The following is a 20,798-nucleotide window of genomic DNA, read 5'->3' on the forward strand; positions in this document are numbered from 1 at the left end:
TCAATCAAAATAACTTTGATCAGGATCAAAACGTTTTCCATGACTGTGTGATTCGACATCCTTTGCCATGGTATCAAGCTCGGAAGTGTCACCAAATCTGCGATAAGTCATCTTTTCGAGTGTTTTGATTATGCTCTTTGAAGACCTATACTGTGGAAGCTTGGGCTGGTTCAATTCTGCATATAACCCAATTCCCTGTATACCATTCATTTTTGCAAACCCAAGTATCAGTCCATTGAATCCAGTAATGATAGAGGATTCAGGCGTTGTCAGGATTCCAAGTTTTTTCACCTGTTCTGTGAGTTCTTTTGATGTAGTAGTAACAAATGTTTTGGGTTCCCCCTCAATTGGATTTTTCGTGTGAAAACCGCCAAGTGTATATATGAACCGTACAGAATATTTTTTTGCAATGTTGATTACATCTTGGCACAGCACATTTAGCTCTTCTGTAGAAGATGGTTGGCCAGAACCCCCTCCAAACACAATGATATCTTTTGCATATCTATAATCCCACTTTTCTTCCGGAATGTCAATGTATCCTCCATTGTCAATCACATATGCAGGGTATGATGGCTGCACTTCACGAAACACCGACGTATTCAGATTTGAATTAATAAAGTCAATCACAATGCTTCCAACGTCTCCCATGTCTTGCATGGCTGCAATCAAGAGCGGTTTTGAGACATCAGGCTCGCCCTTTTGGATAAAATCCACATTAGTTATTTGACCTTTTATGATTAATACCTTATCTCTGAGTTCCACTAGAGCATCCCAGAGTGTATAGGAATTGGGGATGGCGAGCGATTAATTACCAGATATGTAACAAATCATCATTGGAAGATAGAGAATCAGATCCATTTAGTACGTATCAAGAGAACAAGCTGCTTCTCAATTCAATTTTCATGAAGGAAAAAATGTCCAGGTATTCCAAACAAGTTATTGACAAGTATTTCAAATCATTGCTAAGAGCACACAAGAGGGTCGAATTTGCAAGAGACTTGCTAGAACTCAGTATGATTCAAGACATTGTAGCAGACTATCTCATGGACATGCAGTGGCATGTAAAATATGATGTGTCCAATCCAGATTTTGATCCTCAATACAGATTTGATCTGGTGGCAAGAAAAGAAAAAAGAGTAATTACAGTCTTGATCCAGCCTGAAATCACGCGACAATCCACATTAGAAATTCAAAAGGACATTTTTAGTGTCAAAAAGGAGATGCCAAGTACCAGAGTGTTACTGGCTACAGACATCCAGGAATTGCCATACATTCTACAAAAGGGTGCACTTTCCGATTTTATAATAGACATGGCAAAAAAATACAAACTAGGTATACTTTTAGTTGACAAAAATTTAGAATATCAAGAAACCTGGTTAGTACCATCAGAATTCCTTTACGCATAGGCTAGATCCTGATTATCAAAAAAGAAACATGATGGATTTTATTGGTTTATCTGAAAATAGCTGGGTTATTATTTGATAAAAGCTGTACATGTGTGTTATTGATGACAGTACAAGGCTCAGAGATGAACACAAAGTGTGCCAGATGCGGAAAAGCCAAGATGTTAACAGATGGCACTACAGGCGAGCGATTTTGTGGAGGATGTGGATTCGTAATAAATGAGATTGTAAACGACTTGGGTCCTGAGAGGCAGTCATTTTCAAAAGAACAGTTCGAAGACAGAGCCAGAACAGGCGTTCCAACATCTCTTGCAATGCACGACATGGGACTTGCAACAGTAATTGGACAAGCAAACAAGGACTCGACTGGTAAGCCCTTGTCAGCATCAATGAAAAATACAATCACCCGTCTTAGGACATGGGACAGCAGAAGTCAGGTTCATGAAGCAACTGAGAGGAATTGCAGACAGGCATTCAGCGAGCTTAGTAGACTAAAAGACAAACTTGCACTATCAGATGCAGTTGTAGAAAAAACTGCATACATTTACAGAAAAGCATTAGAAAAAGGACTTGCAAAGGGCAGATCAATCCCAGGGTTAATTGCAGCTGCTCTATACTTGTCATGTAGAGAGACTGGCACTCCAAGAACATTAAACGAGGTTGCAAAGAGAATCAATGTAAAAAAGAAAGATGTTTCAAGGTGTTACAGATTATTATTGCAGGAGCTTGACATGACAATGCCAGTATTGGATCCAATAAAATGCATGTCTAGAATTGCAAGCGAATCTGGTCTCAGCGAGAAAGTAAAACGGGAGGCACTCAAGATTTTAGAACAGGCAAATAAAAAAGAGATCTCTGCAGGAAAAGATCCCATGGGTCTTGCAGCTGCTGCGCTATACCTATCATGTGCAATACATGGAGACAGTACAACTCAAAAAGTAATTGCAATAGCAGCAGGAGTGACAGAGGTAACCATACGAAATAGATACAAAGGATTGCGAGAACTCTTAGACATTCAGGTTCCAGACAAAAAGACAAAGCCTGATCCGACGGAAGACTAGCCCAAAAAAATTATATCATGATATTTCGTACAAAACTATTTGATAGAAACTATATTGTAATTTTTTGCTAGGAAATTACCTAAAGTGCGATACTGTTACCTTTTGTCCAATCTTTAGTTCTTTTTGGATCTTGACTTTCTTTACTGCATCCTCAAAGTCTTTCATCTTTATTTTTGCTGCATCCACTTGTTTTTCTGCATCTTTTGGATCAGGATATTTCTCAACAAAGTTATGCAGTACTATAGAGGCAGCAGTATTTGCAATAGCAGCAACATCTGCCCCACTCATGCCATCAGTCATCTCTGCAATCTTTGCCAGATCAACATAATCTGGATTCAGCCCATTTGGAGTTCCCATCTCTTTTTCAATAGGAATGTCTGCAGAGCTTATCTCCAATATCTTGAGTCGTCCTTCTTTATCCGGAATTGGAACTAGAATAATTTTGTCAAATCTGCCCGGCCTGAGCAGTGCAGAATCGATCATGTCTGCCCTATTTGTAGCAGCAATTACCACTACCCCATTGAGTGAAGTGATTCCATCCATCTCTGTGAGTAATTGGCTGACAACTTTTTCGGTAGTTGCACTCTCACCCATCCCCCTAATTGGTGCAATAGAATCAATCTCATCGAAAAATATTATACATGGTGATGATTGTCTTGCCCTTCGAAATATTTCTCGGATTCCCCGTTCAGACTCGCCTATCCACTTGGATAATAATTCTGGGCCCTTTACTGAGATGAAGTTTGCCTCACTCTCTGTTGCAACTGCTTTTGCCAGCAGTGTCTTGCCTGTTCCACTTGGACCATGTAACAAGATACCCCGTGGCATTCTATATCCAAGCTGTGCGTAAAGATTAGGATATTTCATGGGCCATTCCACTGCTTCTTGAAGTTCACGCTTTACATTTTCAAGCCCACCAATCTCGCCCCATTTAATATCAGGTGTCTCGATGTATACCTCACGCATTCCTGCCGGAGTGACATCGCGGAATGCAAGTTGATAGTCCTCAGAGTTTACAATTAGTTTATCCAAGGTTTCCGGGGGAATTTTTTCGTCAGACAGATTAATTTCAGGCAACAATCTTCTCAGACATTTCATTGCAGCTTCCTTGCAAAGATATTCTAAATCAGCCCCCACATATCCGTGGCTAGTACCGGCAATTTTTTCCAAATTGATATCTTCGTTTAGAGGCATGTTTCTTGTATGAATTAATAAAATCTCTAATCGTCCCTTTTTGTCAGGAACTTTAATCTCAATTTCTCGGTCAAACCTTCCAGGCCTTCTAAGAGCAGGGTCTAGTGCATTTGGTCTGTTTGTTGCAGCAATAACAATCACTTTGCCCCTACCCTCAAGGCCATCCATTAATGACAACATTTGTGATACAACTCGTCTTTCTACTTCTCCTGTAACCTCCTCTCGTTTTGGTGCAATTGAATCAATTTCATCCACGAAGATGATTGATGGTGCTTTTTCTTTTGCCTCCTTGAATATTTCACGCAGTCTAGCTTCACTTTCTCCGTAAAACTTGCTCATTATCTCAGGACCTGATATGCTGATGAAATGTGCATTGGTCTCATTTGCAACTGCTTTTGCAAGCAATGTCTTTCCAGTTCCAGGTACACCATATAGTAATACACCTTTTGGAGCCTCAACCCCCAATTTTTCAAATATTTCCGGATGCCTCATTGGTAGTTCGATCATCTCTCTGACTTTTTTTATCTCGTCAGACATTCCTCCAATGTCCTCATATGACACCTGCGGTACTCCACGCAAACTTTCACCTTTTTCAGCAATATGAAATTCTGTCTTGGGAGTTACAAGTACTGCATCAGATGCAGGAGTTATTCCAACTACTTGGAATGTCAGCCTACCACCAAAGTATGGTACCATTATATTGTCACCTTTTACAAGCGGAATATTTTCTAGAGAATCAGTCAGATATCTTTCGTCGATTGGAGGTATAGAATCAAGAGGGGCGACTATTACCTTTTCTGCAGGTACGGTCTTTATCTTTCTCACAGTCACAGTATCACCAATTCCTACACCCGTGTTGTTTCTTCCAAGCCCATCCACTCGAATAATTCCTTTTCCTTCATCAGATGGATATAGTGGAAGGCACCGTGCTACAGATCTTCGTTTTCCCGTAATTTCTAAAATATCACCAGTTGATGCACCAAGGGCATCCATAGATTCGTAGTCAATACGTGTAACACCCCTACCTACATCTCGAGTATACGCCTCCAATATTTTTAATTGAACGGAATTTTGGACTATGAATATACTTGTAGGTATGTCTTGTTATACCTTTGGAATTTTAGATATATGACAGACTAATTTTTAAACATGGATTGCTACCAAGACAAAAGATCAAACGTGGATTAAACCAACCATACTACAAAAATAGTCAAGAATTTTTATACTGTAAACATAGTCAAGATGCCATTGGATGCTTATCTTGAGGAAGAATTGTACGATCTCATAACATATTGCATTCAAAATTCAAATGCCTCCGATTATTCTTCCAAGGAAGACAGAATAAAAGAGATAGGTCAGGAATTGTTTGCAGATGGCGGTGTAGATGCACTTGAGAACATGTACTTTTCGATAGAACATAGGATAAAAGAAGAGATCTCAGGAGATGCCAAGCAATACCGTTCACTTTGGAACGGCATATCTAACGAGTGGAATTACTAGGCAACGGCGGCAAGTGGTTTTTCTTGTACAGATTCTTGCATCTCCTTTCTTGCTCTAGATAGTGCCATTCTTAGATGTTCGATTTCAATTTCATCAATCATTTCGCACATGGTATTTTATAAAAAATTATGATACTTAAGAGATGCGTATCTTTTATGCAAACGATCGCTTAGATTCTGGATTGCTTACGGGTTTCAAGTTTGTGCAATAATTAATCCATTGGTGTGTAAAAGATATCTCCTTGTCTCCGTGCAAGTAACATCCTAGTATATTTTTTCCATCGATGTATAATGGAAAATCTATGACAAATTTTTCTTGTTCTTCTATTTTTCTAAAGTATGTGGGTTTGAGGCCCATCGAATACAATTCTATCACATATTCAAATGGATTATTTCCGCCAAGTTTTTCCTTGACTGATTCAAATGCTGCATATCTTGCGGCATATTTTGCAGCATCTCTTGCTGCATCTCTTACAGTTTCTCCTGAAATAAACTCACTTCCATACCATCCATAATTATCGCGGGCAGACTGACTTGCTTCTTTCCATGCAGAATTCCAGGCCAAATCCCAAGTGTTTGTACGGCCTGACCTCATTGCTTCAATTCTAGCCAAGTCCCAAAGTGAATCTGATGCATGTTGTAGAGTACCATTGTCTTTCTTCCAAGGCATCAATATCTTTACATATTTTTCGACAATCTCCGATACTTTTGGCAAGAGAGAGTTGGCATCTCCAATAGATCTGGCAGGAGCAAAATACCTTAGTGATTGTAATTTAGATATCTGTGAATCAGAATTTGTTTGCGTCATAATTATTCAAAAATTTCTGGGTTTAATATTAATCTGTTTTTTTGCGTTCATAAAATTTTTCAGGTGGTTCTTGTCTGTCCTTTTTTCGCCCTGGCAGGTACAACTTGGCAACTGCCCCCATCATGAATCCACCAACAACCACTATGGCAATTCCGCTTATGATTAATACCAGGACTCGTCCAATTGTTTTCAGTATTGCCATTATACCATAGTTAGTGCCACTAGTAAATATGAATTAGTTACAGAGACCCCTGTTCTTTGTGAATATGTGAGATCATTCAAACGCCAGATACCTACGTTTTTAATCTCTAGTTTTTTTGAGAGATGGCAACGTGGAATCACCAAGATAAACAGTCAGGTTTTCCGTTATTTTTTTCACAGTGCCAAGTGCAGACTTTATCTCTTGTTCTGAAAGATCTTTTGTTGAGATTTTTTTGATCTGTGTTACACATTCCTGCATCGAGTCCCATAATGAATCAGTCTTGTGGGTAACGTAGATCCTTTTTATCCTCCTGTCTTTTGCATCGGGTTTTCTTTTCACGTATCCGTCCGCTTCTAGTTTATCAATTATTGGCACAAGTGTAGGACTTTCAATTCCAATCCTGTCAGCAATTTCTCGTTGAGTTGGGCCAGATTGCATGTACAATGCAAATATGACCTTAGACTGGGTCAAGTTTATTCCTGTTTTGTTTCGTAGTTCCAAATCAAATGCTTTCTGCATCATCTTTGACGCAGAATACACAATAAATCCCACACTGTTTTCATAATCAAATCTTTTCATTTGGTTCCTAACCATTAGTTTCCTAATGATTATATAACCTTGTTCTAACAAACAATGCATGAAAACAAGTTTTCCAACACCAATCATGGGAATGATAAACTGATGGCAATCAGTATAAAACAACAGTACAGATCAGAGATTGGAGTAATTTCAGAGATATTACAAGTTACAATGAACTGTGGAATGCAAGGTACAATAATATCTTCAATTGCTCGAATAGCCAACCTATCACACTATACGGCAATAGAGAAATGCCAAAAGCTAATAGACTTTGGACTAGTAGAATTGAGAACGGACAAGAAAAGTCGTAATTTTGTCATTACAGAAAAAGGAATCAAGTTTTACCAAGAAATGCAAAAATTCCTAGAGATTGCTCAAGAGATCAAGATAAGATACTAGTATTTACAGTCAAGCTAGATCCACTTGCTTTAAATTAAGAACAGATTGCTTTTTAATGAATGTCAGAAGATCTTGCCAATAAAATCGATGAGTTGATAAAATCTCAGAAAGGAGATATCGAAAGATTACAAAACATTCTGACTGCAGTCAAAAACGGCGAGCCAGTCTCTTTTGAGGATCATCAGTACATAGAAAATTTGACAGAAAATCAACCTCAATCCAGCCAAGTTTCAAATGACAGTATCACAGATGCCAAGCCAGAAAATGTATCAGACAATACAGTCCCAAGTCCTGAAATTCCAACCCAGCCAGAGACAAAATCTGCCAAGAGAATGTCTGGCAAAAGATATGCTTCAGTAGGCATTATTGTTGCAATCATAGTTGTAGCATATGTCGGACTAGACATATATGCAGTAGATAGTCTGCAATTTCGCCCTCATCATGGCCAGCAGGTAGCAATCTCAGATACTGAGCTTAGCATACAAACTGATGCATGCAATCCCTCATATTTTCCCGTCACATTTACCAAGTATGAAATAGACGCATTTTACAATTCAGACATTATAGAAAAAGCTACAGTAGGAGGTTCTACGTTATCACCAAAATCGGCTGCAATATTAAATGGAATATTTGCCATAAACAAACAGGCAGTAACTAAGATTGGACAAGAAAATACTACATTTGATCCAGCCAGGGCAACCATAACAACTTCAGTGAGCGCACCAATCTTTGGGTTCATTCCATATACAGTGGATCAGAAATATGCAGCAGTAGACTTTCAGGAAAGGATAAAAAATCCGCCTCCAGGTACATTTGATTGTTATCCATAGGACATAGAATACAGTAAAAGTTCAAGTTCTCTAGATTAAAAGGGGTCGGTCAGACCACCAATAGAAGATCTGAGTCCCCTCTTGTTGAATGAGTTTCATATGTGATACCAGGTCTTATGTTCATGTTTTTTCATTTTGAATAAGCTATGCTTCATGTCATCCTAGAAAACTCGTACAAGTTTATTTGAAAGAAAATCATAGAAGACAAGAGAAAAATAAAAAATTCACTAAAAAACTGCTAGTGGCATGGAAATCCAGATGCGTGTCGCATATCATGAGTGTACTCATGCATCAATCCCACACCATTCATTTGTGCATATGCAGACTGTCCCTCGAATATGCTGAAGATCTGTCCTTGGTCAAAGCCCACTTCAAAGTATCCCATTCCAAATATTGCAAATAGAACTACTGCTGCAATTATTGGAACCGCATGTTTTGTCTTTGTGATTTGCGATGTGTTAGCCATTTCTATTTTCGTCTCATAATATGATTATTTAAACAATTGGATGGTTTATCCAATTCAAAATACTAAAATCTAATAATGGAACAACATACACTTAGCAGTATGCATCAGGTAATACATCTACTCTCCAAGGTAGCACAAAGACATGCTCCAAGCAGAATGCTTAGTTTCGATCTAGTCCATGTCTTCAAGACAATGCAGATGATGTCAGACAACAATAAGATAAGTAGATCAATTATGATGCAGGAACTTGGGCTTGGGGAAGGTTCCATCAAGACACTAGTAAAGCACCTAAAAATGCACGGCCTTGTTGAAAATTCTAATGCAGGCATGTGGCTGACAAACAAGGGAGAGGCACTTTACACTAAATTACACATCTTAATTCCAAGAGAGACAGATATTACCAAGTGCTCAGTAGCCTTGGGAAAATTCAATCATGTGGTACTTCTAAAGAGCATGGCACATAACATAAAAAGTGGAATTGAACAACGTGATGCTGCAATCAAGGCAGGCGCAGTTGGAGCAACTACTCTCATCTGTAAAAACGAGAGACTTGTTTTGCCAGGGACTGACGAGAATTTGATGCGAAATGATCAAAAGATACATTCGCTCATCATGGAGAAATTATCACCTGAACAAAATGACGTAATAATAATAGGAAGTTCACAAAATAAAAAAATTGCAGAGATGGCTGCAAAAAGTGCTGCGTTGTACACAATAGAAGATCATGAAAAACACTAGATCTGTTATTTGTCAAGATGTAATCATAAAACCATTTACAGATTCAAGATTTTGAGATTAATTCGTGTCTTCATCAATACTGTAAATATTGTTACCAACCCAACTGCCAAGACCAGTATCAGGCTAGATGCATTTTCAAATTCCGGAATAACCGTAGTTCCAATAATTTCAATTTTAGAGTCTCCGCTTACAATTGGAATATCTAACACTCTATATCCATAATCAGAAGATGTCTCCTTAAATGAGGTTATTTCGTCACCGTTAACAAAGACCAGAAATGACTCATCAGCATTGCTCGATTTTTTTGCATCAAGTAACAATCTAGGTATCTTGATGTGTATCATACCAGGATTTTTTGAATCTATTTGTATATCAAGTGCAATATCTTGTTTATCAATAATCATGCTTTCAACTTGGCTTCCAGTAATAGTATAATTGAGATCAAAGTTTTGTCCACTGGAAAGATCTTTTACATTGAACACGCCTTCTGTAGGAATATCGGCCTGTTCAAATTGGAAAGTTACAATAGCAGAAACATGTTTGAATCCATATTGTACAACAAGAGAATACGTGCCTGGCAGATTCCATAGCGGGCCTTCTATTTTTATCGGTAATGAAAACCTTCCATCTGTTGCCACCAATATCTGTTCTACATGAACCAAGTTATTGTCAGGGTCAAATATCTGGATTGTTAATGGTATGTTAGTTACAATGCTTTTGACTTCTCCTGAGACGACCATAATGTCACCTAGATTATATTGGTCCTTGTCTATTTTTACCACAATCTGCGCTTCCGTTGGCGGTGAAAGTGGTGTAGCCGCAGCAGGTGAAAGTGCCAAGAAAAATGCGGATGCACTAACAAGCACTGCCAAAGACAACACGTGTTTTATTTTTAAATTAATATCACATTGTCTAATGTAATAAGATAAAGTCATTTCTACCGATATCAACAAAAATACTTAATCATATACATCTTGCCAACTAAGCGTGACTTGTAAAAATCATCCCATCAATCTTGAACTAGAGGTATATTCAACATCGAAAACTAAATTTAGAAAACCAATTGTCGGCGATTCATTTGTTACAAAAACGTGTCTACATCATGGTTTTTTCAGAGAAAAATCAGTATCAAGTTATGCTCATGGTTTTATTTCAACAATATCAATCAAGACTAGTGTTTTCGTTCTCTTTTTCTCTGCAACATTCTCTGCTCCCCCTCGGTAAACCTCTTCTTGTCATCTTCTGTGACAATCAAAAGTGGAGGTACATCTGTTGGCTTGCCAGCCTCGTCTAATGCAACAGAGGTAACATATGCAGTATTTGTAAGAGTTCGAGCTCCAGTAAATAGATTTTCCGCCTCTACTTTTATTTCAATTTCCATCGAAGAATGAGATACATAGTTTAATCTGGCATTTAGTATCAGTGCGTTTCCAACTAGAACGGGTTTTAAAAAGTTGACCCTGTCAATTGATGCAGTTACGGCATTTTTCTTGCAGTGTCTCTGAGCTACAAGACCTGCTATCAAGTCAATTTGCCTTAGTATTTCGCCACCAAATACATTTCCTGCAGGATTTGCATCAGATGGAAACATTCTAACTGTCATCTCTGCTCGTGATTCCTCTGCACTCTTTGGTTTCAGAGACATTCTATTGCAATAACTCAAGCCGCGGATTTATGAGTCATTCTTTTGTTTGTTACCAAAACACCATTTAATTAATAGGCATTTTGAGACTAGACATTGAATTCTGTAACTGAGACTTGTGTAGTAAGCGCACCGATAGACAAAGTATTCAAGTTTTTATCAAATATTGAAAATATTCCAAAGTGGGCTACAAAGTTTGTCAAGAAACTAACATTAGTCAATGGCAAATACAAGGTTTTAACTCCTATTGGAGAGGCATTCATCAGATTTGACACAGATCAAAAGGCAGGTTTGATTGACATCTATGCAGGACCTACCGAAGAGAGTATGACACCTGCATACATGAGAATAATTTCCTTGCAAAATAACTCCACTGCAGTAATGCTTACTTTCTTCCAGTATGACTCTACACCAGATGCTGTTTGGAGTATCTTTTGCGAATGGATAAAGATCGAAGTGGAAAACATCAGGCTATATTTTTCCTAACAAACAAGTAAAATCAATCTTATATTTTAGACATGTCAATATAGAACAAATGAAATATTTCTGGTGGAGGTTATTGGATTATGCAACAGGTGCTCTTGTGGGAGGCATCATTGTGTTTCTTTTGAACAAGTTTATCTGCAATCAATGCATAGGGCACTATACACCTGTCCTTATGATCTTAATATGGATTGGATTTATGCTGTTGTGTAACTTTATCTTTCAAAAAGCAATGCCTGCTAGCATAAAACAAGACAACATGTAAAAAGAAATTTCCCAGAAAGCAAATATAGCATAACTGATACTCCATATTGAATGGCATTTTTTGATGATTTCTGTAAAAACGTAGTAGCGTTAGACAAGAAGATAAGATTTGCAGGAATTGCAGATGGAGATGGAACGTTGGAAGGGGCATCCGAGAGGGCAGGTCTAACCCCCGTAATGAAACCAGAGGAAAGGGCACAGTATGCAATAACTGCAGCCACAAGGCAGTACACCAGACTTAGGTGGGAGTATCTACTTGGAAGGATTTCTTATGCAAGTTCACACTATACAAAAATTATCAGAGCCACAATACCAATTGCTGACGAAAACCGAAGACTTGCTCACGTACTTTTACTGTCATTTGATCCTGATGCAGACGATTTTCATCAAATCATAACAAAAAAGATAATTCCCCTAGTTAAGCAAAACATGGAAAGATTCATGCAAGAAGCTCAGAAATAACAATCAATTTCCAGTGTTTATGGTTGGACGCTCAAGTCCCCTGCTGTCAATATATTCCTGCACCCTGACATCAGAACAGATAGAAATATTTTGGCCCCTGTTATTAGCACAATAATTTTTTATCTGTAACATTTCTTGATCACAATCTGAAGTCGGCGTTGATACACATGCATCAACATCACTTGCCAGTGTTGAAACTGAATCAGGACTTTGGTTAAAGGCAGGCACCTGACCACCACCCTGATCTGACGGATAAATGAATGGAGAGACAAAAAAATAGAGCGTAAATGCAAACGCCACCCCAATCATGAGATAAACTGGAATTCTTCTCCTAATATCCATACATAGGCTGTAAATTTCTAAATTATAACTGATGCTAATCTGGGCGCTGTTCAATCTATGATACAATAATTTTCATTACAAGTGGGGGAGATAGTGCGTCAGGATTTCCGACACTTGTCCATACAAAGATCTGTGCAGTATATGTTCCTGGTGTAGTAGGTATCCACGACTGGGACGGACTTAGAGACTGACCTACATCAAGTGTACCTGTGATCCATGATAAAGAACATACAACCCCATCTTGGTTTTCAATTTGTACAAGATATGCAAACGGTTGTGCCCTGTTTTGTCCGTTAGTGACATCTGTTGTAACCTGCACTTGTTTTCCAACTGTAGTATGCCAGATGCCATTTTCAAGTGTAGCACCAGACTTGGTAAGTTGAGAATATCCAGGATATGTCATCACGGATACAATCGCGATGGTAAAAATTATCAAAATTGCACATGTGTTCACGTGATAAACTGGATTTGACTTGTTTTTTAGGGTTTGGTAAATTATGACATCACTTCAATTATCTTATCCTGTGATTTTTCTCCTGCAATTATTCTTACTTTAGACTTTGATACTCCAAGATGTTTTGCAATCTGTTTTACTATCACAGCATTTGCCTTACCTTTCACAGGCTTTTCCATTATACCAATTTCGATGGAATCGTTTTTTATTGTAAGATAATTCTTGTGAAATGACACAGATACTCTGTATAACATGCGTTACTCTTATGTAAGACAAATATTAAAGATAGAGATACGGTCATTGTGCAAGACAACAACGATGATCTCGAAAGACTTCAACTCTTAGATATCATATTTGCAAGAGGAATCAATGCATTATCAAGGGCAGATCTTGAACGCCTGCACGATTTGATAGAAAAAAAAGATTACAGCCATGATAAGAAAGCACAGAAATCCAAAACAAAACTTCTTAAAAAAATAGGTAATGCAATTTATGATCATGATGTAAAATATGGCAATTCATTTAAAATGAGCTAGAAAGAAGTTTAGGCAATGTTATATGAGATCATACATGCCATAGTTCATAATACAATATTCATAAAATATGGTTTGTTGGGACTTTTTTTCAATGGAATGTTTTCAAGTTTTATTCCAATTCCAACAGAGATTACCATCTCAGCTTTGTTGTTGGGTAAAGCAAATGTATTTGATGTATTTGTGGTGTTGGTAGTTGGCTCTACAATTGGTGGCTATATTGCGTATTATATCGGATACAACGGAAGGCTGTTAAAAAAACTTAGAAAGACTCCAGAAGAAAAATATGAACAAAAAAGCATCAACATAATGACAAAATACGGTTGGTTTACAATAATTTTTTTGTCCCCATGGATTCCCATACTTGGTGATGTCGTATCAATAGTCGCTGGAACAAAGAAATACAATATTGTGAAATATTCCATTGCAATGACAACAGGTAAGACAGTAAAAGCAGTTGCAATCGTATTTTTCGGAGTGCATTTCATACAGTGGCTAGTCCAAATTCTGCATTAGAAAGTATATTACGTGTATATTAGAACAAAATCTTGTGAAGGCTGTCTTTCCAATAAATTATAATCTAGAGTTTGAGCCTGACTTTAAGAAATTTACATTCATAGGAAAAGAAAAAATATCAATTATGATATCAAAACCCACAAACAAAATTGTGTTGCATGCTGCAGAACTTGAGATAAAACAATGTAAGATATTTTGGAATGGAATAGAGATTAAACCAAAGATAAGACTTGATGAAAAAACAGAGGAACTTACACTTGCGTTTTCTCGAAGAATATCTGGCAAGGCAGTACTTTCAATTGATTTCATAGGACAGTTAAATGACAAGCTTGTTGGGTTTTACAGAAGCAAGTACAAGTACAAAGGAAAAGAAAGACACCTTGCAACCACTCAGTTTGAGGCAGCCGACGCGCGAAGAGCATTTCCATGCTGGGACGAGCCAGAAGCCAAGGCAACATTTGATGTCTCACTTTTAGTTGACAGGCATCACACTGCAATATCAAATATGCCGATAATATCAAAAAAAATAGAAGATCAAAAGATCCTGTACAAGTTTGACACTACACCAGTCATGTCCACATACCTTCTCTATCTTGCAGTTGGAGAATTTGAGTCCATTTCAACCAAGTCTGGTAAGACTCTGATCAGGGTAATAACCACGCATGGAAAGAAACAGCAAGGAAAACTTTCATTAGAATTTACAAAACAATTCTTGTCGTATTTTGAAAAATACTTCAAGATTGCATATCCACTACCCAAGCTCGATATGATTGCAATACCTGATTTTGCGTCAGGTGCAATGGAAAACTGGGGTGCAATCACATTCAGAGAGACCATATTGCTTTATGATCCAAAGACATCATCTACTGAAACAAAACAACACATTGCTGAGGTAATTGCACATGAGATAGCACATCAGTGGTTTGGCAACTTGGTTACAATGAAATGGTGGAATGATCTATGGCTCAATGAAAGTTTTGCCACATTCATGGCAACAAAGGCAGTCGATGCATTATATCCCGAGTGGGATTTTTGGGACCAGTTCCTCATTTCAGAAATGACAGGAGGTTTGAGTCTTGATTCTCTAAAATCATCACACCCGATTGATGTGCCAGTAAAAAGCCCCGCGGATGTGCGACAAATATTTGATGAGATTAGTTACAACAAGGGAGGTTGTGTACTTATGATGCTAGAGAACTTTATTGGAGACGACAATTTTAGAAAAGGATTGTACGGATACCTGAAAAAACACGAATATGCAAATGCTACAACAGAAGATCTTTGGAACTCGCTTGGATCAATATCAAAACAACCAGTACGACAGATGATGAACACATGGGTAAGACAAGTAGGATATCCAGTAATTGAAGCCAAAACAAAGGACTCAAAATTGAGATTATCTCAGAGCAGATTCCTTTTGGAAAACAATGGTAAAGCAAAGCAAGGAAACTGGATCATTCCACTCTCTGTTAGAACTGGAGACAAGGTAACTACCAAACTAATGAAGAGGCCTATTACAATTCCCTACAAGGAAGACTGGTTTAAGGTAAATGACGGTCAAAAGGGATTTTATCGAGTAAAATATGACAAAGACTCCCTTTATGCGCTAGCAAAGCAAGTTGAAGAAAAAACAATATCGAATGTGGACCGCTGGAGTATTCACCATGATCTCTTTGCACTCTGCATATCAAATCAGATATCATTCAGAGAGTATCTTGACGGTGTGAGACATTATGAAGACGAGGATGACTATGTGGTATTGTCAGACATAATATCTAGCCTGAACTTTTTCTACATATTACTATCAAAAGAAGAATTTTGGGATGAGATAAAAAAATTCAACCTTGATTTTTTTAACAAGGTATTTGCGAAACTTGGATGGGATCCAGCCAACGAAGAAAAGTCAACAAGTGCACTTTTGCGTGCACAGGTAATCAGCTCACTTGGAAGACTGGAGGATCAAGACATAGTTACAGAAGCAAGATCAAGATTTGCCAACTTGTCAAAGACTGGAAAGCTAAATCCAGATCTTCGCGGCCCGATATATTCAGTGATAGCATGGACAGGAGACTCGTCTACATATCAAAAAATGCTGGGTTTGTATCGCAAGGCACAAACACAGGAAGAAATGGTAAGACTGCTTAGTTCACTTGCAAACTTTCAGGATAGAAAATTATTATCAAAGACGCTCTCGTTTACTCTTACAAAAGAGGTAAGAACACAAAACCTATTTCAGCCAATTGCAAGAATGGTTACAAATCCACAAGGCAAGGAACTCGTCTTGCCATGGATAAAACAAAACTGGAAAGGAATTGTATCAAGATTCGGAGTAGGAAACCCACTTCTTAACAGAATAATTGGTAGTGTTTCAATTGAATCTGATTTTGCAAAAGAAAAAGAGATCAAAAACTTTTTTGCAAAACATCATGTTCCGGGAACCGAGATGAAGCTTGCACAGACCTTGGAGAGGATAAGAATTAATGCAAGATTAGTTCAGAGTATAAGAAAAGAATTTTCCTAGACATGTTTCTCATATTGTTATAATTTAGAATACAATTCGCTCAATGTTTAATAGTGTCATAAAAACAAAATCGCTAATGAGCAATCCCTCCAATCGCAGGTTAGGAATTATCACAGTCATGTTTTTCATTGCAGGATTTTGGGGCATATTTATGGGACTGATTGTATTTACCAAACCAAACTTTATTTTGACTGCACTTGGGATGGTGAATATATCACTTGGGATATTTTTGGGATTTCGTATTATACGAAAGAATAGACAAAAAATGATGGACAGGCGAAAATAATCAGAAATTGCATCATACTGAGCAACGATTTTTATAATTTAACACCAAATGTCTAAAGATGGTAGAGTCAAGTCTAGGTCACATTTTATCAAGTGAATATGTCATTCCGGTATTTCTTTTGACAATATTTCTTGCTTCTCTGATTGCAACAAAGGTAAGAATTCCTTATACCATGATTCTGGTTGGAATTGGAATTTCAATATCAATCGTAGATTTTACAGGTCATGGAATTCCAAACGTTTCAGGATTCAAGGTAGATCCAAAACTAATCCTGTACTTTGTAATCCCACCTCTAATTTTTGAAGCAATGATGAGAATAGATCGTGAACAGTTTAAAACTATCAGGGTGTCGGCGCTATTATTATCCACAGTAGGAGTTGGAGTTGCTACCATAGTTGGGGGACTTTTACTCTCATATGTTGCAGGACTTCCAACAATTGTTGCTTTTGCATTTGCTGCGTTAATTGCTCCAACAGATGCAGCAATAGTAATTGAGGTTTTCAAGAGGATGAAGGTTCCAGTCCAACTTGCAACACTGATGGAATCAGAGGCTAGTTTTAATGACGCAGCTGGTGCAATCATATTTTCTTCAATCATGGCAGTATCAATAGCACAAGGATCATTACTTTCGCCAAGCACTTCAACAGAAATTAATGTCAATATTTTAGAAACAATAGGACATTTTACTTTAGTATTTTTTGGAGGCATTGGCATAGGAATTGGCCTTGCAGTAGGTTCGCAATTTTTACACCGATTACTAGAAGAGCCATTTTCGGAGACAGCACTTTCAGTAGCAGTTCTTTTTGGTGCAGTTGTAATCGCAAATTCACTTGGTCTTTCAGGTCTGGTTGCAGCAGCTGCTGCAGGACTATGGTTTGGTATAATCATGAGAAAATCCCATATCATAAGTGAGAAGGTAAGAGCATACACAACTAACTTTTGGGAGATGATTGCGTTTTTTGCAAACTCTGTTGCATTTTTGTATCTGGGATTGAGTATGGACATTGTTCGAATAGGACAAAATCTTCCTCTAATTGCGCTTGCGGTCATAATCGTATTAGCGGCAAGAGCTGCATCCACATATCCAATACTTGCCGTGACACATAGATTTACAAAAGAAAAGACATTTGGTACATGGAGACATGTCGTCATGATTGGCGGTATGAGAGGTGCACTTTCAGTGGCACTAGTTGCAACCCTTCCTGAAAGCAATGTAAAAGAGATACTAAAAACGATCACATTTGGAGTAGTATTGGCTTCTCTGATAATCCAGTATCCAGTCCTTTCAAGATACATCAAAAAGGCATTTCCTGAATCAATGCAAGAACCAGCAAGTAAATGACTCCAGTATAGTCATAAGAGAAGTTATTTGTCTCAAAGACCAATAAATCTACCCGCACATATTAATTTCATCAAAAAACATTAAACAAGACACCTTGGATATTTTCTAGTGTATACAAATGAGTGAAAAAAGTCAGATTGAAAAAACGGTTCTAGAGGGTATAAGCTATGCCAAGCTTGAAAGGCACAAAGATGCAGTATCATTTTTTGACAAGGCGTTAAAACAAGACTCAAAAAATGTAGATGCGTTATACAACAAAGGAATGTCTCTTTTGAAACTAAAGAAAAACAAGGATGCAGTATCATGCTTTGAAAAAATAATTGAATACGATCCCAACCACGTAGACGCACTAAACAATCTAGGGAACCATTTTGCAGAGTTGCAACAGTTTGAAAAAGCAGTTATGTATTATGACAAGGCGTTAGTAAACGATTCAGGATACATCCCAGCACTATATAACAAAGGAATTGCGTCAATTAGACTTGAAAAATATGATGCTGCCATAGATTGTCTGAACAAGGTACTTGATAAAGAACCTGAAAACATGCAAGCAATGCACTACAAGGGATTGGTACTTGGCAAACAAAAAAAACATGAAGATGCATTATCATACTTTAATAAAATTTTAGAAAGGGAGCCAGAAAATAACGAGGCAACATTCTACAAGGCTACGGAGCTATCAGAGATGGGCAGACATGAGGAGGCAATCACAATCTTTGATAAAATACTAAAAGAGTTTCCAAAAAACGGTACAATAATTTATGCAAAGGCGCGAAGTAAAGCACAAATGGGACAAAATGATGATGCCCTTGTTCTTCTTGCACAGGCAATATCCCATTACGGCAAAACCATAAAGAATTGGGCTATCAAAGACTCGGCATTCGATAAGATAAAAGGGGATCCCAGGTTTAAGACAATAGTGAAATAAAATGTCAGAAGATATGCTAAAAACAATCAAGGGTCTGCTCGCATCGGGCAGGGGAAATCCAAAGAGATTACGAGAAATAATGGAGATTATAAAAAACGATGAGCCAATTGTTATGTCAGACTATAGATACATCCAGGATTTGGTAGAGTCTCACAACAGTACAGAAATAGAGCAGCCTCAAGTTACAGCCCAACCCAAAAAAGATACATCTGTGGAGCTTCTACGAATTAGACTTGCAGAAGGACAGATATCAATAGAAGAATTTCGTGTACTCAAACAAGCCCTGACAGAAGAAGAATAAATCATTCCTAAATCTTAAATTCAAAAAGATTAGCTTATTTCTAGGATTAAAAGTGGAACAAAAACAACATCATGTCTATAACAATCAAGCATGGACTGTACAATCTTGGACTATACCATTAAAGAGACAAGTTCTAGTTTCAAACAGTGATTAGATTTGTCAAAATTTGCCCCACTACCACCAGCGCCGGTTATAATGACATGTTTTGGTCATTGCGGAATTGGCCTGGGTGCAGAAGCATATAGAAGACTATTGATTGATGTTGGAGCAGATCCACTAAAACCAACATTAAAGGGCGAAAAGGACGAGTCCCGCATACTCAAAAGATATGGAAGTACAATTTTACGATTTCCAAACGCTTATGGTGGAAATGAAATTCCACTCATCCCAAGAGCGCTTTTAATTGATCTAGATCCAAGAGCTGCCAATTTAATTTTACAGTCATATCCAGACCTGTTTGCCCTAAGAGACAAGCATGTAATTTCAGGTGCAGGCGGTGCTGCCAGAAACTGGGCAGAGGGCCGTACTAGATTCATCAAAGAAGTAAGTACAAAATATGACATGCAAAAACAGCTTGCAAGCCTTTCCCCAGAACCAGTAAGAGGTTTCACAATTCCATTTGCAATGGGAGGGGGCACAGGTGCTTCATTTGCAAGTGCGTTTATGCAATATATCAAAAAAGACACAAAAGAGCATGCTACAATTGCATCATTTGGATTATTGCCAGAATTTGGATGGGATCCTGTAATTCTAGAGGCATCTGCAATTAACATAGTAATGAATCTTGAACACCAGATAAAATACAGTGATTGTTCCATATTATTTTCAAATAAAAGACTAAGAGAGCTTGCACAAAAACATGAAAAGAGGTTGGAAAAAATATCTTCCATAATAGACGACCTTCCAAAGGAACACGAGGTAGGTTGGAAGGACTATAGAGGAATGAATTTGATTGCAGCAAATGCAATTTCTATGTTTATAGCATCTTTTGCAAGAGAGACAGAATGGGACATGTCGAACTATAGGACATGGCTTGCAACAAAGAGACCAAGATTTGCAGTTACTTGGGTAATTCCAGTTATTCCTGAAGAGAGACAGTGGAGTTCTGATCTGATGACAAGTACCAAACACAATACAATGGAGGGAATTGTAGAACACATCAACAAGAAAGAAGATGCAGTACTGTTTGATATTGATGAAAACGACATAAGAGACAAGGGAGGACCAAAGGATTCCTGTTGTGTGCTTGTAAAAGTAAAAGGAGATTTTGAAGCAAAAGAAAGAGATGTACTAAAGAACATCATAAAAGATAGATTCCACATTGAGGAATCAAGAATGATATTTATCAAGATCCCAATTCTAGAAACGGAGCAGGCAAATGTTACAATACTTGTCAATACAAAGGCAATCGGAACAAAGATCTTAGAGATTGCAAGTGAAGCAGAAGCTTCATGGGATGCATTCAAAGACGAATATGGCAAGTGGGGATTGTCTACTGAAGAATTCAAGGCAAGCCTTATGGACGTAGTCCATGAGTTTAGCTAG

At 37.8% G+C, this 20,798-nt stretch carries 28 protein-coding genes; 17 read left to right on the forward strand and 11 right to left on the reverse strand.

All coding sequences use genetic code 11. The features are described from left to right. Entirely contained in the window at positions 1-714 is a 714-nt protein-coding gene (locus BQ3481_RS05895; protein WP_157928485.1) for a PAC2 family protein, read from the reverse strand. Between the two features lie 119 nt (positions 715-833). On the opposite strand from BQ3481_RS05895, the gene BQ3481_RS05900 reads away from it, so the two are divergent. Beyond that, positions 834-1,406 carry a hypothetical protein gene (locus BQ3481_RS05900; RefSeq protein ID WP_157927440.1) on the forward strand — a complete coding sequence of 191 codons (573 nt, stop codon included), beginning with the start codon at positions 834-836 and terminating at the stop codon, positions 1,404-1,406. 101 nt (positions 1,407-1,507) lie between these two features. Beyond that, a complete protein-coding gene (locus tag BQ3481_RS05905; protein ID WP_231911738.1) occupies positions 1,508-2,464 on the forward strand; it encodes a transcription initiation factor IIB in 957 nt (318 codons plus the stop codon). A 75-nt stretch (positions 2,465-2,539) separates the two neighbouring features. On the opposite strand, the gene BQ3481_RS05910 is transcribed toward BQ3481_RS05905, so the two are convergent. After that, positions 2,540-4,738 carry a CDC48 family AAA ATPase gene (locus tag BQ3481_RS05910; RefSeq protein WP_157928487.1) on the reverse strand — a complete coding sequence of 733 codons (2,199 nt, stop codon included), beginning with the start codon at positions 4,736-4,738 and terminating at the stop codon, positions 2,540-2,542. A gap of 162 nt (positions 4,739-4,900) precedes the next feature. Here BQ3481_RS05910 and BQ3481_RS05915 point away from each other — a divergent pair, with 162 nt between their 5' ends. After that, positions 4,901-5,158 (forward strand): hypothetical protein, encoded by a 258-nt coding sequence (locus BQ3481_RS05915; RefSeq protein WP_231911739.1) that lies wholly within the window; start codon positions 4,901-4,903, stop codon positions 5,156-5,158. A gap of 153 nt (positions 5,159-5,311) precedes the next feature. On the opposite strand, the gene BQ3481_RS05920 is transcribed toward BQ3481_RS05915, so the two are convergent. From BQ3481_RS05920 to BQ3481_RS05930, 3 genes are all read right to left on the reverse strand, one after another. Beyond that, positions 5,312-5,965 (reverse strand): DUF2203 family protein, encoded by a 654-nt coding sequence (locus tag BQ3481_RS05920; RefSeq protein WP_157927442.1) that lies wholly within the window; start codon positions 5,963-5,965, stop codon positions 5,312-5,314. Between the two features lie 28 nt (positions 5,966-5,993). Next, complete coding sequence (locus BQ3481_RS05925) at positions 5,994-6,167, reverse strand: hypothetical protein (RefSeq protein WP_157927443.1); 174 nt, start codon at positions 6,165-6,167, stop codon at positions 5,994-5,996. Between the two features lie 99 nt (positions 6,168-6,266). Next, positions 6,267-6,746 carry a MarR family winged helix-turn-helix transcriptional regulator gene (locus BQ3481_RS05930; protein ID WP_157927444.1) on the reverse strand — a complete coding sequence of 160 codons (480 nt, stop codon included), beginning with the start codon at positions 6,744-6,746 and terminating at the stop codon, positions 6,267-6,269. 102 nt (positions 6,747-6,848) lie between these two features. On the opposite strand from BQ3481_RS05930, the gene BQ3481_RS05935 reads away from it, so the two are divergent. Then, positions 6,849-7,145 carry a winged helix-turn-helix domain-containing protein gene (locus tag BQ3481_RS05935; protein ID WP_157927445.1) on the forward strand — a complete coding sequence of 99 codons (297 nt, stop codon included), beginning with the start codon at positions 6,849-6,851 and terminating at the stop codon, positions 7,143-7,145. Positions 7,146-7,204: 59 nt separating this feature from the next. Next, a complete protein-coding gene (locus BQ3481_RS05940) occupies positions 7,205-7,975 on the forward strand; it encodes a hypothetical protein (RefSeq protein ID WP_157927446.1) in 771 nt (256 codons plus the stop codon). Between the two features lie 238 nt (positions 7,976-8,213). Here the strand turns inward: BQ3481_RS05940 and BQ3481_RS05945 are convergent, their stop codons facing one another. Further along, a complete protein-coding gene (locus BQ3481_RS05945; protein ID WP_157927447.1) occupies positions 8,214-8,441 on the reverse strand; it encodes a CbtB domain-containing protein in 228 nt (75 codons plus the stop codon). Positions 8,442-8,516: 75 nt separating this feature from the next. Between BQ3481_RS05945 and BQ3481_RS05950 the strand changes: the two genes are divergently transcribed. Beyond that, a complete protein-coding gene (locus BQ3481_RS05950; RefSeq protein ID WP_231911740.1) occupies positions 8,517-9,179 on the forward strand; it encodes a DUF4443 domain-containing protein in 663 nt (220 codons plus the stop codon). 35 nt (positions 9,180-9,214) lie between these two features. Here BQ3481_RS05950 and BQ3481_RS05955 read toward each other — a convergent pair whose 3' ends face one another. Both BQ3481_RS05955 and BQ3481_RS05960 read right to left on the reverse strand, forming a co-directional pair. Continuing rightward, on the reverse strand, positions 9,215-10,051 hold the full coding sequence (locus BQ3481_RS05955; protein ID WP_157927448.1) for a hypothetical protein: 837 nt from the start codon (positions 10,049-10,051) through the stop codon (positions 9,215-9,217). Positions 10,052-10,350: 299 nt separating this feature from the next. Next, positions 10,351-10,824 (reverse strand): acyl-CoA thioesterase, encoded by a 474-nt coding sequence (locus BQ3481_RS05960; RefSeq protein WP_157927449.1) that lies wholly within the window; start codon positions 10,822-10,824, stop codon positions 10,351-10,353. Positions 10,825-10,917: 93 nt separating this feature from the next. Between BQ3481_RS05960 and BQ3481_RS05965 the strand changes: the two genes are divergently transcribed. From BQ3481_RS05965 to BQ3481_RS05970, 3 genes are read left to right on the forward strand one after another with little or no spacing between them, the layout of a single operon-like run. After that, a complete protein-coding gene (locus BQ3481_RS05965) occupies positions 10,918-11,307 on the forward strand; it encodes an SRPBCC family protein (RefSeq protein ID WP_157927450.1) in 390 nt (129 codons plus the stop codon). A gap of 49 nt (positions 11,308-11,356) precedes the next feature. After that, positions 11,357-11,569 (forward strand): hypothetical protein, encoded by a 213-nt coding sequence (locus BQ3481_RS11735; protein ID WP_231911741.1) that lies wholly within the window; start codon positions 11,357-11,359, stop codon positions 11,567-11,569. Between the two features lie 50 nt (positions 11,570-11,619). After that, positions 11,620-12,030 carry a hypothetical protein gene (locus tag BQ3481_RS05970; RefSeq protein ID WP_157927451.1) on the forward strand — a complete coding sequence of 137 codons (411 nt, stop codon included), beginning with the start codon at positions 11,620-11,622 and terminating at the stop codon, positions 12,028-12,030. Between the two features lie 3 nt (positions 12,031-12,033). Here the strand turns inward: BQ3481_RS05970 and BQ3481_RS05975 are convergent, their stop codons facing one another. The 3 genes from BQ3481_RS05975 to BQ3481_RS05985 form a co-directional block, all read right to left on the reverse strand. Then, the gene (locus BQ3481_RS05975) at positions 12,034-12,372 is read right to left on the reverse strand and encodes a hypothetical protein (RefSeq protein WP_157927452.1); all 339 of its coding nucleotides are present in this window, start codon (positions 12,370-12,372) and stop codon (positions 12,034-12,036) included. Positions 12,373-12,427: 55 nt separating this feature from the next. Further along, on the reverse strand, positions 12,428-12,778 hold the full coding sequence (locus BQ3481_RS05980; protein ID WP_157927453.1) for a hypothetical protein: 351 nt from the start codon (positions 12,776-12,778) through the stop codon (positions 12,428-12,430). Positions 12,779-12,867: 89 nt separating this feature from the next. Further along, positions 12,868-13,080, reverse strand: coding sequence for a DUF167 domain-containing protein (locus tag BQ3481_RS05985; protein WP_157927454.1), 213 nt, complete (start codon positions 13,078-13,080; stop codon positions 12,868-12,870). Positions 13,081-13,128: 48 nt separating this feature from the next. Between BQ3481_RS05985 and BQ3481_RS05990 the strand changes: the two genes are divergently transcribed. The 8 genes from BQ3481_RS05990 to BQ3481_RS06025 all read left to right on the forward strand — a co-directional run bounded on the left by BQ3481_RS05990 (position 13,129) and on the right by BQ3481_RS06025 (position 20,798). After that, on the forward strand, positions 13,129-13,362 hold the full coding sequence (locus tag BQ3481_RS05990) for a hypothetical protein (RefSeq protein ID WP_231911742.1): 234 nt from the start codon (positions 13,129-13,131) through the stop codon (positions 13,360-13,362). Between the two features lie 15 nt (positions 13,363-13,377). Then, positions 13,378-13,875, forward strand: coding sequence for a YqaA family protein (locus BQ3481_RS05995; RefSeq protein ID WP_157927455.1), 498 nt, complete (start codon positions 13,378-13,380; stop codon positions 13,873-13,875). A gap of 34 nt (positions 13,876-13,909) precedes the next feature. Beyond that, positions 13,910-16,396 (forward strand): M1 family metallopeptidase, encoded by a 2,487-nt coding sequence (locus BQ3481_RS06000; protein WP_231911743.1) that lies wholly within the window; start codon positions 13,910-13,912, stop codon positions 16,394-16,396. A 76-nt stretch (positions 16,397-16,472) separates the two neighbouring features. After that, positions 16,473-16,682, forward strand: coding sequence for a hypothetical protein (locus BQ3481_RS06005; RefSeq protein ID WP_157927456.1), 210 nt, complete (start codon positions 16,473-16,475; stop codon positions 16,680-16,682). 58 nt (positions 16,683-16,740) lie between these two features. Then, a complete protein-coding gene (locus BQ3481_RS06010) occupies positions 16,741-18,024 on the forward strand; it encodes a cation:proton antiporter (RefSeq protein WP_157927457.1) in 1,284 nt (427 codons plus the stop codon). Between the two features lie 118 nt (positions 18,025-18,142). Further along, the gene (locus tag BQ3481_RS06015) at positions 18,143-18,952 is read left to right on the forward strand and encodes a tetratricopeptide repeat protein (RefSeq protein ID WP_157927458.1); all 810 of its coding nucleotides are present in this window, start codon (positions 18,143-18,145) and stop codon (positions 18,950-18,952) included. Position 18,953: 1 nt separating this feature from the next. Beyond that, positions 18,954-19,253: a hypothetical protein gene (locus BQ3481_RS06020; RefSeq protein WP_157927459.1), complete on the forward strand. Its 300-nt coding sequence runs from the start codon at positions 18,954-18,956 to the stop codon at positions 19,251-19,253. 156 nt (positions 19,254-19,409) lie between these two features. After that, positions 19,410-20,798, forward strand: coding sequence for an FtsZ/tubulin family protein (locus BQ3481_RS06025; RefSeq protein WP_157927460.1), 1,389 nt, complete (start codon positions 19,410-19,412; stop codon positions 20,796-20,798).

It is taken from the genome of Candidatus Nitrosotalea okcheonensis (assembly GCF_900177045.1).
Lineage (GTDB): Archaea > Thermoproteota > Nitrososphaeria > Nitrososphaerales > Nitrosopumilaceae > Nitrosotalea > Nitrosotalea okcheonensis.

What these genes read in the sequence shown, in the direction of transcription:
- BQ3481_RS05905 (WP_231911738.1), top strand. Translation starts at nt 1,508, where the DNA reads ATGACAGTACAAGGCTCAGAGATGAACACAAAGTGTGCCAGATGCGGA.
- BQ3481_RS05915 (WP_231911739.1), top strand. Translation starts at nt 4,901, where the DNA reads ATGCCATTGGATGCTTATCTTGAGGAAGAATTGTACGATCTCATAACA.
- BQ3481_RS05920 (WP_157927442.1), bottom strand. Translation starts at nt 5,965, where the DNA reads ATGACGCAAACAAATTCTGATTCACAGATATCTAAATTACAATCACTA.
- BQ3481_RS05925 (WP_157927443.1), bottom strand. Translation starts at nt 6,167, where the DNA reads ATGGCAATACTGAAAACAATTGGACGAGTCCTGGTATTAATCATAAGC.
- BQ3481_RS05930 (WP_157927444.1), bottom strand. Translation starts at nt 6,746, where the DNA reads ATGAAAAGATTTGATTATGAAAACAGTGTGGGATTTATTGTGTATTCT.
- BQ3481_RS05935 (WP_157927445.1), top strand. Translation starts at nt 6,849, where the DNA reads ATGGCAATCAGTATAAAACAACAGTACAGATCAGAGATTGGAGTAATT.
- BQ3481_RS05940 (WP_157927446.1), top strand. Translation starts at nt 7,205, where the DNA reads ATGTCAGAAGATCTTGCCAATAAAATCGATGAGTTGATAAAATCTCAG.
- BQ3481_RS05945 (WP_157927447.1), bottom strand. Translation starts at nt 8,441, where the DNA reads ATGGCTAACACATCGCAAATCACAAAGACAAAACATGCGGTTCCAATA.
- BQ3481_RS05950 (WP_231911740.1), top strand. Translation starts at nt 8,517, where the DNA reads ATGGAACAACATACACTTAGCAGTATGCATCAGGTAATACATCTACTC.
- BQ3481_RS05960 (WP_157927449.1), bottom strand. Translation starts at nt 10,824, where the DNA reads ATGTCTCTGAAACCAAAGAGTGCAGAGGAATCACGAGCAGAGATGACA.
- BQ3481_RS11735 (WP_231911741.1), top strand. Translation starts at nt 11,357, where the DNA reads ATGAAATATTTCTGGTGGAGGTTATTGGATTATGCAACAGGTGCTCTT.
- BQ3481_RS05970 (WP_157927451.1), top strand. Translation starts at nt 11,620, where the DNA reads ATGGCATTTTTTGATGATTTCTGTAAAAACGTAGTAGCGTTAGACAAG.
- BQ3481_RS05975 (WP_157927452.1), bottom strand. Translation starts at nt 12,372, where the DNA reads ATGGATATTAGGAGAAGAATTCCAGTTTATCTCATGATTGGGGTGGCG.
- BQ3481_RS05985 (WP_157927454.1), bottom strand. Translation starts at nt 13,080, where the DNA reads ATGTTATACAGAGTATCTGTGTCATTTCACAAGAATTATCTTACAATA.
- BQ3481_RS05995 (WP_157927455.1), top strand. Translation starts at nt 13,378, where the DNA reads ATGTTATATGAGATCATACATGCCATAGTTCATAATACAATATTCATA.
- BQ3481_RS06005 (WP_157927456.1), top strand. Translation starts at nt 16,473, where the DNA reads ATGAGCAATCCCTCCAATCGCAGGTTAGGAATTATCACAGTCATGTTT.
- BQ3481_RS06010 (WP_157927457.1), top strand. Translation starts at nt 16,741, where the DNA reads ATGGTAGAGTCAAGTCTAGGTCACATTTTATCAAGTGAATATGTCATT.
- BQ3481_RS06015 (WP_157927458.1), top strand. Translation starts at nt 18,143, where the DNA reads ATGAGTGAAAAAAGTCAGATTGAAAAAACGGTTCTAGAGGGTATAAGC.
- BQ3481_RS06020 (WP_157927459.1), top strand. Translation starts at nt 18,954, where the DNA reads ATGTCAGAAGATATGCTAAAAACAATCAAGGGTCTGCTCGCATCGGGC.